We start from the raw sequence: 13,611 nt of genomic DNA on the forward strand, positions 1-13,611 counted from the left end.
AACACCATGCAAAATAAACTACTGATCGCTTCCGTTCTGGCTGCCACTGCAATGTTCACCGTGGCGGGCTGTTCGTCTAATCAGGCCGTAAAAACCACCGATGGCAAAACCATCGTGACTGACGGGAAACCGCAGGTGGATGACGATACCGGTCTGGTATCCTATAAAAACGCCGAAACCGGACAAACCGAGCAGATTAACCGTGACCAGGTTAAATCAATGGGTGAGCTGGATAATTAAAAAAAAAGCAGTGGCAAATGCCACTGCTTTTTTGCGTTATGCTGTCAGATTACCAGCGGTGGTTTAACAAAATGTGACCGCCGTAAGCGGCATAGCTGTTCTCACCCCATTCGCCGCTGGCGCGCAGGGAGATCGTTGTGGTCTCGTTCAGGTTGCCGGTGACGCCCAGCTCTAACTGACCACGATCTTCCGGCGTGTCGTTGCTGACGGTCTCGTCGTTAAAGGCCAGATCGTTTTGACCTGCACCTTTCAGCCAGTTAACCGCAACATACGGCTGCCAGGCCGTGACGTCTTTCTGCTGGAAGTAGCTGGATTTCACGCCCAGACGTCCGAAGACGCTGTCATTATCCAGCGTGGTCACACGAACGCCGTCGCGATCGGTGTGGTTCTCCTGATCGAGATAGCTGTAGATCACCTGTGCCTGTGGCTCGATCTTCCAGGTACGTTCGTTTTCAGACTGGATAACCCACGCATGACCGACTTCAACAGACGCGGCGAAACCTTCGCTATCGTAGTCTTCATCGTTGCGGTTGCTGGTCACTTTGTTGTTGTACCAGCTATAAGCGGCCCAGGTATCAATGTAGCTGCCAAGACGTAATTTCTGATCTTCCTGCCAGGTGGCGTACAGCCCAACATTGAAGCCATCCACTTTACCCTGTGCATCACGCACGTTGTGCTTCGCATCAGAGTGGGTTTTCGCCTGGCCTGCACCGAACATACCACCGGCACGCAGGATACCGTTGTCCATTGGCTTGCTCATGAAATCACTGCCGACTTGCAGGACGGTGGTGGTGGTGTCATAGCTGACTTTATCGCCACCGGCATCGTTCTCGTGATAGCGACCCTTAACGTACATCCAGGTGTTCAGATCCTCTTCATTGCGGAAGGTGATCTGGTCACGGTCGTCACGCTTATGCAGGAACATGCTCTGCGCTGCGAGGTAGTTACCTAAGTAAGCGCCGACTTCTGGTGCCATGACTTCTGGCGCGTTGTTTCCACCGTTGTCGGTATTGCCGCCGTTGTCGGTGTTGCCGCCGTTGTCGGTATTGCCGCCGTTGTCGGTGTTGCCGCCGTTGTCGGTGTTGCCGCCGTTGTCGGTGTTGCCGCCGTCGTCGGTGTTACCGCCGTTGTCGGTGTTACCGCCGTTGTCGGTGTTACCGCCGTTGTCGGTGTTACCGCCGTTGTCGGTGTTGCCGCCGTTGTCGGTGTTGCCGCCGTTGTCGGTGTTGCCGCCGTTGTCGGTGTTACCGCCGTTGTCGGTGTTGGCACCGCCGTCAGTGTTATCGCCGTCGGTGTCGTCGGTAGGTTCATCAGAAGGTATTGCCTTTGATTCCAGATACCAGTTGCCGTCGTCGTGCTGATAAAGATTGTATTCATAAGCGCCAGCAACAACAGGTGCAGCCAGCGTCAGCTGGGCTTCGGAACTGCCACCTACGTTTACAATTTCCATTCCGTTAATGGTTTGAGCGCCTGCACCGCCAATGTTGGAGATGCTTACGCCGGACTGACCAAAGCTGCTGCCGGTAATGGTGAGGTGGTCGGTTGGCGCATTATCTTCACCCAGGGTGCTGTTCATCACAATCTGGCTGCCGGCAGAACCGGTGTAGTCGCCGTTAATCGTAAAATTATTGCCAACGCTATTATCAGCCGCGGCGAGCAGCAGCGTGCCGCCGTTTGTCACGTTGCCATTCACGGTATCCACCCCGGCCCCGCGCAGCGTTGCGTTACCCTGAACCGCATTCCACGCTGCCAGCGTACCGCCGGTAAGAATAGCAACGTTGTTGTTCACTTCACCTGCGGTGGCAAAGGTCGCGCTGTTTTCAACGGTAACGGTGGCGTTACTGCCCTCGACACCAAGTTGCGCGCCGCTGGCGACCAGCGTGGTGCCGCCGTGCAGAACGGTATCCCCTGCATAGCTATTATTGCCCGTCAGGGTCAGGGTGTTGGCGTCTACTTTTTCGACGTTACCGCTACCGGTCATATCGGTGGCAAACGTGAAATCACTGCCCTGATTAAAAATGACGGTACCGTTATTAGTTAGTCCACCGCTGAGCGTTGCGGTTTTTTCGCCATCACCCAGTTGCAGAGAGGCATCTTTGGCAACGCGTGTATTACCGGTGTTGGATACCGCACCCGAAAGGGTTAATGCGCCGGTCTCTACCAGTAAGGAATCGCCAGAGCCAATAATGTCGAGATCGCCCGACAGCGCCCAGCTTTCGCCGTTCATTGTGACGCTGGCAAAGCCGTCGCCTTCATTCAGGCCAACAAAGTTACTGTCTTCTGTGCCGGTGCCGATCAGAGAGAGATTGTTTCCCGTGGAATTGGTGGAAATAACGTCACCGACAAGGACGGAACCCGTATCAAGCACCAGGGCGTTATTTTTATTACTGGCAAACATAATAGCGGCTGTATCGCCACTAATCGTTCCGCTATTCTTGATATCCAATTTTGCAGTATCTTTTACATTGATACCGTTCTCGGTTCCCTGCACAAGGGCACTGTTAGTAAGCTTGGTGTTGCCATGAGTTGCCGTAATAGCATCACCATTTGTACCGATAATTGCGCCACTGTTATTAATGCCAATGCCAACGTGAGTACTTAGACCCGTTTTTCCTTTTATCATTCCAGTGCTGGTATTGATAATGGTTACTGCGGAAGAGTTTTCGCTGACAGCTATGCCATTTTCCGCGCCGATAATATTTCCACTGTTAGTAAAATTACCGAGCATTGACTGAATATTAACAGCATTTGCGGTGGTGGAGGAAATGGTTGCACCGATGCCATTATTAATTACCATGCTCTGATCACCAGTATTAATATCCAGGCCATTTCCCGCGCCAGAAATATTGCCATTATTAGTGGCGTTGGTGGTAGTAAATCCAGAGACAGATACTGCCGCTTCACTATCTGCGGAAGATATCGTGACATCTTGATTTATAACATATTCAGTATCGGTGGAGAAATTTTGAGGGACAGATGTTGATTGGTCAATGGTGGCAGAAAATGCAACTACTGGCGTACATATTAACAAGGCAGGAAATATCTTTCCCAGAGTTTTAGTTGTATTGTTTAAATTAAAGCGTTTATTGCTCATGTACACATCCATTTGAGTGAGAAAGGAACATCAAGTTAACGTGTATGAAAACGTATATTGATCGCGTAAAAAGGTGAACTCAAAAAAAGAGCATAAAATTATTATTTTTTCAAGGGGTTATGTACAGGTTAATTTATTACATAATGACTTAAGATATTCTAAAAGTATCCGTTAATAATATGTTTGAGTATGACTGCTTTATAATATGAATTCATTACACACCTCGCTCGCTTTCTTGAGCCGCGGTAACATGGGCACGGTTGAGAAGATTGCCAATACTTGCGTTTTACCTGACGGCCTTAGTTAGCCCCTTTCAGTCAGGGTGGTAACTGTCTACACTCATTGCTACAAGAAAAGTAAAAGACAGGCATATTCATGGTTCTGATAATTTATGCGCACCCCTATCCGCAGCACTCGCATGCCAATAAGCGGATGCTTGAGCAGGCAAGGACGCTTGAAAACGTAGAGATACGTTCCCTCTATCAACGCTATCCAGACTTTAATATCGATGTCGCTGCTGAACAGGAGGCGCTCTCCCGTGCCGACCTGATCGTCTGGCAGCATCCAATGCAGTGGTACAGCACCCCTCCGCTGCTGAAACTGTGGATCGACAAAGTTTTCTCCCACGGCTGGGCATACGGGCACGGCGGCAACGCGCTACAGGGCAAAAGCCTGATGTGGGCCGTAACCACCGGCGGGGGGGAAAGCCACTTTGATATTGGTGCTTTCCCCGGCTTTGAGGTGCTGGCGCAACCGCTACAGGCGACGGCCCTTTACTGTGGTCTGAACTGGCTTCCGCCTTTCGCGATGCACTGTACCTTTGTCTGCGACGATGAAACCTTGCAGGCGCAGGCTCGTCACTACAAACAACGCTTACTTGAGTGGCAGGAGGCCCACAATGGATAGCCATACGCTGATACAGGCGCTGATTTACCTCGGCGCGGCGGCATTAATTGTACCCGTGGCGGTTCGTCTGGGGCTGGGCTCGGTGCTCGGCTATCTGATTGCCGGATGTGTCATTGGCCCCTGGGGCTTTCGGCTGGTGACGGATGCCGAGTCGATCCTGCATTTTGCAGAAATCGGCGTGGTGCTGATGCTGTTCGTGATTGGCCTGGAGCTGGATCCGCAGCGGCTGTGGAAACTGCGCGCCTCGGTGTTTGGCGGAGGCGCTCTGCAAATGCTGGCCTGCGGTTTGCTGCTCGGCGGATTCTGTATCCTGCTCGGAATGGAGTGGAAAGTCGCGGCGCTGATTGGCATGACGCTGGCGCTCTCCTCGACGGCGATAGCCATGCAGGCAATGAACGAGCGTAATCTGACGGTGTCGCAAATGGGGCGTAGCACCTTCTCCGTGCTGTTGTTCCAGGATATTGCCGCGATCCCGCTGGTGGCGATGATCCCGCTGCTGGCAACCAGCGGCGCATCTACGACGCTGGGGGCATTTGCATTATCGGCGCTGAAGGTGGTCGGTGCGCTGGCGCTGGTTGTTCTGCTGGGTCGCTACGTAACGCGTCCGCTGCTGCGCTTTGTTGCTCGCTCTGGCCTGCGCGAAGTCTTCAGCGCCGTTGCGTTATTCCTGGTGTTTGGTTTTGGATTGTTGCTGGAAGAGGCCGGGCTGTCGATGGCAATGGGCGCCTTCCTTGCCGGGGTCTTGCTGGCAAGCTCCGAATACCGTCACGCGCTGGAAAGTGATATCGAACCGTTTAAAGGATTGTTGTTGGGGCTGTTTTTCATCGGCGTCGGGATGTCTGTCGACTTCGGGACGCTGGTAACCCATCCGCTGCGCATCATCATTCTGCTGGTGGGCTTCCTGGTCATTAAAATGGCGATGCTGTGGCTGATTGCCCGCCCGTTAAACGTGCCAAAACCGCAGCGCCGCTGGTTTGCCGTGCTGCTGGGGCAGGGGAGTGAGTTTGCTTTCGTGGTCTTTGGCGCTGCGCAAATGGCAAATGTACTCGATCCCGAATGGGCAAAAGCCCTGACGCTGGCGGTCGCGCTGTCGATGGCTGCAACGCCGATCCTGCTGGTGCTGTTGACGCGCCTGGAAAAAGCAGGAAGCGAACAGGAGCGAGAAGCCGATGAGATCGACGAGGAGCAACCGCGCGTGATCATCGCCGGATTTGGCCGCTTCGGGCAGATCACCGGCCGTTTACTGCTCTCCAGCGGTGTGAAAATGGTTATCCTCGATCACGATCCTGACCATGTCGATACGCTGCGTAAATTCGATATGAAGGTGTTTTACGGCGATGCGACCCGGGTTGACCTGCTGGAATCCGCCGGAGCGGCGAAGGCCGAGGTGCTGATTAACGCCATCGACGGTCCTGAGACCAGCATGCAGATGGTTGAGCTGGTCAAAGAACACTTTCCGCATCTGACCATTATTTCCCGCGCGCGCGATGTCGATCATTACATCCAGCTGCGTCAGGCGGGAGTGGCAGCACCTGAACGTGAAACCTTTGAAGGTGCGCTCAAATCTGGCCGCATGGCGCTGGAAAGCCTCGGGCTTGGCGCGTATGAAGCGCGTGAGCGTGCAGATCTTTTCCGCCGTTTTAATCATGAGATGGTGGAGGAGATGGTGGCGATGGCGAGCAGTACGGCAACCGAACGCGCAGCGGTGTTTAAACGCACCAGTACCATGCTGACGGAGATCATCAATGAGGATCGCAATCACCTGTCGCTGGTTCAGCGCCATGGCTGGCAAGGAACGGAAGAGGGCAAGCATACCGGTGATCCTGCGGATGAACCGCAGAGTAAACCTACTGCGTGAAGTGGAGTTGCCAGCAATATTAAAAAATTTCTAATTCTTTACCCTGCCGCCAGTCGACGAAAGATTAAGCTTTCCGTATAGTGGCGGCAATTTTTTGCATCCGGGAAATTTTCAATGATCAGTCTGATTGCAGCGCTGGCGGTAGACCGCGTTATCGGCATGGAAAATGCCATGCCGTGGAACCTGCCTGCCGATCTCGCATGGTTTAAACGTACTACGTTAAACAAGCCGGTAGTGATGGGCCGCCTGACCTGGGAGTCGATTGGTCGTCCATTGCCGGGTCGTAAGAATATTGTGATCAGTAGCCAGCCGGGCACTGACGATCGCGTTCAGTGGGTTAAGTCCGTTGATGAAGCAATTGCCGCCTGCGGCGATGCCGAAGAGATCATGGTGATCGGCGGTGGTCGTGTGTATGAGCAGTTCCTGCCAAAAGCGCAGAAACTGTATCTGACGCACATTGATGCGGAAGTGGAAGGGGATACCCATTTCCCGGATTACGATCCGGACGAGTGGGAGTCCGTATTCAGTGAATTTCACGATGCGGATGCGCAGAACTCACACAGCTACTGCTTCGAAATTCTGGAACGTCGTTAACGGTTTTATCCTCTCCCCAAAGGGAGAGGATAAACATCCTCAGGAGGCGACCGCCTCACCCTCACCTAAGTCCAGCTGTCGGTTGGATGGCTGCACAAAGTAAGTTTTATCTTCCCAGCGCAGGCAGGTTAAATCCCCGCCCCAGCAGCATCCGGTATCCAGCGCATAGATATTTTCCGGGGTGCCTTTTCCTTCCAGCGATGCCCAGTGTCCAAAGACCACGCTGTAGTCGTTTGTCACGGGACCCGGAATCGCAAACCACGGCTTAAGCGGCGCAGGGGCATTTTCCGGCGTATCTTTGCAATACATATCCAGCTGCCCGTTCGGGAAGCAGTAGCGCATCCGCGTGAAGGCATTGGTGATAAAACGCAGTCGCGCCAGGCCGCTGAGGTCATCACTCCAGTTGTTCGGCATGTCGCCGTACATCGCATCGAGGAAGAACGGATAGGAGTCGCTCGCCAGCACCGCTTCCGCGTCGCGCGCGCAGGTTTTTGCCGTCTCAAGATCCCACTGGGGCGTGATGCCTGCATGGGCCATCACCAGCTTTTTCTTTTCGTCAATCTGGAGCAGCGGCTGGCGACGCAGCCAGTTGAGCAACTCATCGGCATCCGGTGCTTCAAGCAGGGGAGTAATCCGGTCTTTCGGCTTATTACGGCTGATCCCGGCGTATACGGCCAGCAGATGCAGATCGTGGTTGCCCAGCACCATACGCACGCTGTCGCCCAGCGATTTGACATAGCGGAGGACGTCCAGGGAGCCTGGACCGCGCGCCACTAAGTCGCCCGTTAGCCAGAGTGTGTCCTGCCCGGGTGTAAAGTCGACCTGTTTTAATAATGCGATCAGTTCATCGTAGCAACCGTGAACGTCGCCAATCAGATATGTAGACATTAGATTAATGAATAAGTGTAGGTACGGCGAGACGGAACACAGGAATAGCAATGCGGAAGGCATTACCGTCGGCGTCGACCATTTCGTAATGGCCTTGCATGGTACCCAGCGGCGTTTCAATTACCGCACCGCTGGTGTACTGATACTCTTCGCCAGGGGCGATATGGGGTTGTTCACCGACCACACCTTCACCCTGGACTTCAATTTCACGGCCGTTGCCGTTGGTGATAAGCCAGTAGCGCCCGAGCAGTTGCACAGGCATCCGCCCCAGATTGCGAATGGTTACGGTATAAGCAAAGACAAAACGTTCTTCATCCGGTGTGGATTGGGACTCAATGTAGACGCTTTGAACCTGAACACAGACGCGGGGCGAATCAATCATGGCTTAGCTCTCCTTCGGCGGCGCATTGTCGCTGATGTAATTAGCCAGCTTGCAGTACTGCTCTACGGAAATATTTTCCGCACGCATTGCCGGGTCGATGCCCAACTCAGCTAACACGTCAACGGTAAACAGATTGCCAAGGCTGTTACGAATCGTTTTACGGCGCTGGTTAAAGGCTTCTGTCGTAATACGGCTCAGCACGCGCAGATCTTTGACCGGGTACGGCATCGTTTTATGTGGCACGAGGCGGACAACCGCAGAATCAACTTTTGGCGGTGGCGTGAACGCGGAAGGCGGTACTTCTAATACCGGGATCACGTTGCAGTAATATTGCGCCATCACGCTTAAACGACCATACGCTTTACTGTTCGGCCCTGCAACCAGACGGTTAACGACCTCTTTTTGCAACATGAAGTGCATGTCGGCAATGGCATCAGTATAGCTAAACAGATGGAACATCAGCGGGGTGGAGATGTTGTACGGCAGGTTACCGAACACGCGCAGCGGCTGTCCCATTTTTTCTGACAGTTCGCCGAAGTTCATGGTCATCGCATCCTGCTGATAAATCGTCAGCTTCGGCCCGAGGAACGGGTGCGTTTGCAGACGCGCGGCCAAATCGCGGTCGAGTTCGATAACGGTCAGTTCGTCAAGGCGTTCGCCAACCGGCTCGGTCAGCGCGGCAAGACCCGGGCCGATTTCGACCATGGCCTGGCCTTTCTGCGGATTAATGGCAGAAACGATACTGTCGATCACAAACTGATCGTTGAGGAAGTTTTGCCCGAAGCGTTTACGGGCTAAGTGGCCCTGATGGACTCGATTAGTCATTGAGTATTAACAATCATTTTGATGGCGAGATTAAGCGCCGTAATAAAACTGCCGACATCCGCTTTTCCCTGGCCTGCCAGATCCAGCGCAGTACCGTGGTCAACGGACGTTCGAATAAAGGGTAAACCGAGGGTGATATTCACCCCGCGGCCAAATCCCTGGTATTTTAGCACGGGCAGGCCCTGATCGTGGTACATCGCGAGCACAGCGTCAGCATTATCCAGGTATTTGGGCTGGAAAAGGGTGTCGGCAGGCAGAGGCCCGCTGAGGTGCATCCCTTTCGCCCGCATTTCTTCCAGCACCGGAATGATGGTGTCGATCTCTTCGGTGCCCATATGTCCGCCTTCGCCCGCATGCGGATTCAGACCACAGATCAGAACGTGCGGCTGCGGAATGCCGAACTTGGTTTGCAGATCGTGATGCAAAATGCCAATGATCTCACGCAGGAGGTCAGGCGTAATCGCATCAGGAATGGCTTTGATCGGCAGGTGCGTAGTTACCAGCGCAACGCGCATCGCTTCGGTTGCCAGCATCATCACCACTTTCGGGCTGTGTGAACGCTCTTCGAAAAATTCGGTATGCCCGGTAAACGGAATGCCTGCGTCGTTGATTACGCCTTTATGCACCGGACCGGTGATCAGGGCAGCAAATTCGCCCTGAAGGCAACCGTCACAGGCGCGCGCCAGCGTCTCGACAACATAGTGGCCGTTTTCGGTATGTAGCTCACCGGGGACAACAGGCGCACGGAGCGGGACAGAAAGCAGGGTGAGGGTGCCAGCCTGCTGCGGTGCAGGCTGCTGGCCTTCAACGTAAGGGAGGAGCGTTAAAGGCAGACCGAGCAAAGCAGCCCGGTCTTGTAACAGTGTTGCATCTGCGCAGACAACCAACTCTACCGGCCAGCTGCGCTGGGCGAGCTGAACCACAAGGTCAGGCCCAATCCCGGCGGGTTCGCCGGGAGTGATCACCACACGATGCGGTTTCATTAGTTGCTCAACACTTTCACGTAAGCACTGGCGCGTTGTTCCTGCATCCAGGTTGCGGCTTCTTCAGAGAACTTACGGTTAAACAGCATGCGATACGCGCGGTCTTTCTGCGCCGCGTCGGTTTTATCCACGTTGCGGGTGTCCATCAGCTGGATCAGGTGCCAGCCAAAGGAAGAGTGCACAGGCGCGCTCATCTGGCCTTTATTCAGCTTCATTAACGCATCGCGGAAAGCCGGATCGTAAATATCGGCTGCCGCCCAACCCAGGTCACCGCCCTGGTTCGCTGAGCCAGGATCCTGAGAGAACTCTTTTGCCGCTTTATCAAAGGTGGTTTTACCGCTCTTGATGTCTGCGGCGATCTGTTCCAGTTTCGCACGGGCCTGATCGTCAGTCATGATCGGAGACGGTTTAAGCAGAATATGACGCGCATGCACTTCGGTAACCGAAATGTTCTGGCTCTGACCGCGCAGGTCGTTCACTTTCAGAATGTGGAAGCCCACACCGGAACGGATTGGACCGACGATGTCGCCTTTCTTCGCGGTGCTCAGCGCCTGGGCAAACAGAGAAGGCAGCTCCTGAATTCGGCCCCAGCCCATCTGGCCGCCTTTCAGCGCCTGCTGGTCAGCGGAGTACGTGATGGCCAGCTTGCCGAAGTCATCGCCATTACGCGCCTGCTCAACGATAGCGCGTGCCTGGCTTTCCGCCGCAGCCGCCTGATCGGAGGTTGGGTTTTCCGGCAGAGGGATCAGGATGTGGCTCAGGTTCAGCTCAGTGCTGGCGTCATTCTGATTCCCCACCTGTTTTGCCAGGGCATCTACTTCCTGAGGCAGGATGGTGACGCGGCGACGGACTTCATTGTTACGCACTTCTGAAATCAGCATCTCTTTACGAATCTGATTACGGTAGGTGGCATAGCTGATGCCGTCATAGGCCAGGCGGCTACGCATCTGGTCCGGGGTAATGTTGTTCTGCTTTGCAATGTTGGCGATCGCCTGATCGAGCTGCTCGTCAGAGATCTTCACACCCATTTTCTGGCCCATTTGCAGGACAATCTGATCCATGATCAGACGTTCCAGGATCTGGTGGCGCAGCGTAGCGTCATCCGGAAGTTGCTGACCTGCTTGACCCGAGTTGAGCTTTACAGATTTCATCAAACCGTCAACGTCACTTTCAAGCACGACGCCGTTGTTAACCACAGCTGCGACTTTATCGACAACCTGTGGGGCCGCGAAGCTGGTATTCGCAACCATAGCGACACCGAGTAGCAGCGTTTTCCAGTTCTTCATACTTTTTCCATTTCAATTAACCGCAAAGCGGATTACGTTGTAAATCAAGCACATTACAATGAACTACGATACGGCAGAATGTTCGAGCGCAGCATCTGCTGCGTGCCCAGACCGTAGTTAGAACTCAGGCCGCGCAACTCGATATTAAAGCCAATCACGTTATCGTATTTGCCCTGACTGTTTTGCGTATCCCAGCCGTTAAGTTTGCGTTCGTAACCGACACGTATTGCGTAACAGCAGGAGTTATATTGCAGACCCAGCATCTGGTCAGCAGGTTTTTGGGCATTCGTGTCATAGTAGTAGGCACCGACGACTGACCAACGATCGGCGATCGGCCAGCTCGCGGCGGTTCCCACCTGTGAAATACCGTCTTTGTATTGGTCTGTATTCGCATAGTTTGGCAGCGTCGCCTGGATATACTCCGGGCTGGCGTAACGGTACGTCAACTGCAACATGCGGTCTTCATCACGACGATATTCGATGGCAGCACTGCCCGTCGCGATATTGTCCAGTCGAGTATCGTACTGAACACCACCGCGCAGACCCCAACGATCCGTCATGCGCCAGTAGGTGTCGCCCGCCCATACCAGTGAGCCCGTTTTGTTGTCTTTCTCCCAGTTAATGTCGTCATCACCGGTACGAGACTCGGTGAAATAGTAGATTTGACCAACAGAAACGTTAAAACGTTCAACGGCAGCATCATCATATACGCGCGTTGTGACGCCGGTCGTTAACTGGTTAGCAGACGCGATACGGTCAAGGCCGCCGTAGGTACGGTCACGGAACAGACCGCTATAGTCAGATTGCAGGAACGACGAGTCGTAGTTTTGAATTTTGCTCTGATCGCGATATGGCACGTACAGATACTGCATACGTGGCTCAAGCGTCTGGGTGTATCCATCCGCGAGAAGAGCCATATCACGTTCGAAGATCAGCTTCCCGTCCATTTTGAATTGCGGAAGCGTACGGTTTACCGATTCTTCAAGATCGGTGCCATAGCGTTTGTTATACCAGTCCAGATTCTTCTGCTGGTAGTGGGTGGCCATCACTTTGGCTTCGGTATTCAGGCTCGCCCAGTCGTTTGACCACGGCAGATTGATCGTCGGCTCGATATGCAGACGCGTTGATTCCGGCATATCCGAGTTGGTGTTGACGAAATGGACCGCCTGAGCGTAAACGCGCGTGTCGAAAGGCCCCACATCGTTCTGGTACCAGTTCACGTCCAGCTGCGGCTCGGCACCATAGGTACTACGCGATTGCGTATCAAACACCTGGAACTGCTTGGTCGACACCGTCGCGTCAAAGTTCTCAATGGCGTAGCCCACGCTGAATTTCTGCGTGGCGTAACCGTCGGTACTCGAACCGTATTTTGAGTCAAAGTCGTTGAAGTAATACGGATCGCTGACTTTGGTGTAGTCGATGTTGAAGCGCCACACCTGATCTAATACCCCGGCGTGCTTCCAGTAGTACATCCAGCGGTGCTTATCACCTTCGCTCGGATGCTCGTCCTGGAATACCTTATCTGATGGCAGATAATCAAACTCCATCAGACCCGCGCCCGCCTTGGTCAGATAGCGGAACTCGTTCTCCCACATGATGTTACCGCGCTTGTGGATATAGTGCGGCGTGATCGTGGCGTCCATGTTGGGCGCAATGTTCCAGTAGTACGGCAGGTAGAACTCAAAGTAGTTCGACGTGCTGTACTTGGCGTTCGGGATCAGGAAACCTGAACGACGTTTGTCACCCACGGGAAGTTGCAGGTAAGGGCTATAGAAAATAGGCACTGGGCCAAGTTTAAAACGGGCGTTCCAGATCTCAGCAACCTGTTCTTCACGGTCGTGGATCACTTCACTGCCCACAACGCTCCAGGTATTTGACCCTGGCAAACAGGAGGTAAACGTGCCGTTTTCAAGAATGGTGTAGCGGTTTTCGCCACGCTGTTTCATCAGGTCTGCGGTACCGCGCCCCTGACGACCCACCATCTGGTAATCACCTTCCCAGACGTTGGTATCTTTGGTATTCAGATTCGACCAGGCTTTCGGACCTTTCAGGATGACCTGATTGTCGTCATAGTGCACATTACCCAGCGCATCCACGGTACGGACAGGCGCCTGGGCACCTTCCGGTTGCTTCTGGTGCAATTGCACTTCGTCAGCCAGCAGGCGGCTGTTTCCCTGGTTAATATCGACATTGCCCGTAAAGGTCGCGTTGTCAGGATAATTACCTTTTGCGCTGTCGGCATTAATGGTGACGGGTAAGTCATTCGTATCGCCTTTCACCAGTGGGCGATTGTAACTTGGGACGCCAAGCATACACTGCGAGGCGAGATCGGCTGCGAGCCCCTGTTGGCTATACAGGGCGGTGCCAATCATTGTGGCCAGAAGGGTGGGGATACGTTTTTTCATACGTTGTATTTTATTGTTCCGTCATCAGTGGCTACGGCTTACAAACGCTCAGAGACTATCTTACTCATCAGCGCAGTACCAGCGTTAATCCTGCCCGTTTGCGCGCCAGAGTGTTAGGCTCGCTATCGAATGACGAGTATGATAATGCAA

General features: G+C 53.7%; 11 protein-coding genes. 4 read left to right on the forward strand and 7 right to left on the reverse strand.

Annotated elements, in window-relative coordinates:
- Positions 1–6 precede the first annotated feature (6 nt).
- A complete protein-coding gene (locus ACOTX7_RS03850; protein WP_003856439.1) occupies positions 7–240 on the forward strand; it encodes a YgdI/YgdR family lipoprotein in 234 nt (77 codons plus the stop codon).
- 49 nt (positions 241–289) lie between these two features.
- Here the strand turns inward: ACOTX7_RS03850 and ACOTX7_RS03855 are convergent, their stop codons facing one another.
- The gene (locus tag ACOTX7_RS03855) at positions 290–3,334 is read right to left on the reverse strand and encodes an autotransporter outer membrane beta-barrel domain-containing protein (protein WP_421626049.1); all 3,045 of its coding nucleotides are present in this window, start codon (positions 3,332–3,334) and stop codon (positions 290–292) included.
- A 375-nt stretch (positions 3,335–3,709) separates the two neighbouring features.
- On the opposite strand from ACOTX7_RS03855, the gene kefF reads away from it, so the two are divergent.
- The 3 genes from kefF to folA all read left to right on the forward strand — a co-directional run bounded on the left by kefF (position 3,710) and on the right by folA (position 6,692).
- Positions 3,710–4,240: a glutathione-regulated potassium-efflux system oxidoreductase KefF gene (gene kefF, locus ACOTX7_RS03860; protein WP_006810147.1), complete on the forward strand. Its 531-nt coding sequence runs from the start codon at positions 3,710–3,712 to the stop codon at positions 4,238–4,240.
- Entirely contained in the window at positions 4,233–6,098 is a 1,866-nt protein-coding gene (gene kefC, locus ACOTX7_RS03865; RefSeq protein ID WP_221256902.1) for a glutathione-regulated potassium-efflux system protein KefC, read from the forward strand. Before kefF ends, kefC begins: the two co-directional genes overlap by 8 nt.
- A 114-nt stretch (positions 6,099–6,212) precedes the next feature.
- A complete protein-coding gene (folA, locus tag ACOTX7_RS03870; RefSeq protein ID WP_003856431.1) occupies positions 6,213–6,692 on the forward strand; it encodes a type 3 dihydrofolate reductase in 480 nt (159 codons plus the stop codon).
- A 39-nt stretch (positions 6,693–6,731) separates the two neighbouring features.
- Here the strand turns inward: folA and apaH are convergent, their stop codons facing one another.
- Genes apaH through lptD form a run of 6 tightly spaced genes read right to left on the reverse strand, consistent with a single transcriptional unit; the run spans position 6,732 to position 13,461 of the window.
- A complete protein-coding gene (gene apaH, locus ACOTX7_RS03875) occupies positions 6,732–7,580 on the reverse strand; it encodes a bis(5'-nucleosyl)-tetraphosphatase (symmetrical) ApaH (protein ID WP_221256903.1) in 849 nt (282 codons plus the stop codon).
- A 4-nt stretch (positions 7,581–7,584) separates the two neighbouring features.
- Positions 7,585–7,962, reverse strand: a complete 378-nt coding sequence (gene apaG, locus ACOTX7_RS03880; protein WP_003856425.1) for a Co2+/Mg2+ efflux protein ApaG — start codon at positions 7,960–7,962, stop codon at positions 7,585–7,587.
- Positions 7,963–7,965: 3 nt separating this feature from the next.
- Positions 7,966–8,787: a 16S rRNA (adenine(1518)-N(6)/adenine(1519)-N(6))-dimethyltransferase RsmA gene (gene rsmA / locus ACOTX7_RS03885; RefSeq protein ID WP_003856423.1), complete on the reverse strand. Its 822-nt coding sequence runs from the start codon at positions 8,785–8,787 to the stop codon at positions 7,966–7,968.
- Positions 8,784–9,770 (reverse strand): 4-hydroxythreonine-4-phosphate dehydrogenase PdxA, encoded by a 987-nt coding sequence (pdxA, locus tag ACOTX7_RS03890; RefSeq protein ID WP_221256904.1) that lies wholly within the window; start codon positions 9,768–9,770, stop codon positions 8,784–8,786. The genes rsmA and pdxA overlap by 4 nt, the downstream gene beginning before the upstream one ends.
- Positions 9,770–11,056 (reverse strand): peptidylprolyl isomerase SurA, encoded by a 1,287-nt coding sequence (gene surA / locus ACOTX7_RS03895; protein WP_006810141.1) that lies wholly within the window; start codon positions 11,054–11,056, stop codon positions 9,770–9,772. The genes pdxA and surA overlap by 1 nt, the downstream gene beginning before the upstream one ends.
- A 53-nt stretch (positions 11,057–11,109) precedes the next feature.
- Positions 11,110–13,461 (reverse strand): LPS assembly protein LptD, encoded by a 2,352-nt coding sequence (gene lptD / locus ACOTX7_RS03900; RefSeq protein ID WP_006810140.1) that lies wholly within the window; start codon positions 13,459–13,461, stop codon positions 11,110–11,112.
- Positions 13,462–13,611 lie beyond the last annotated feature (150 nt).

Source organism: Enterobacter cloacae complex sp. IR5418, from assembly GCF_049238105.1.
GTDB classification, from domain to species: Bacteria; Pseudomonadota; Gammaproteobacteria; order Enterobacterales; family Enterobacteriaceae; genus Enterobacter; species Enterobacter hormaechei.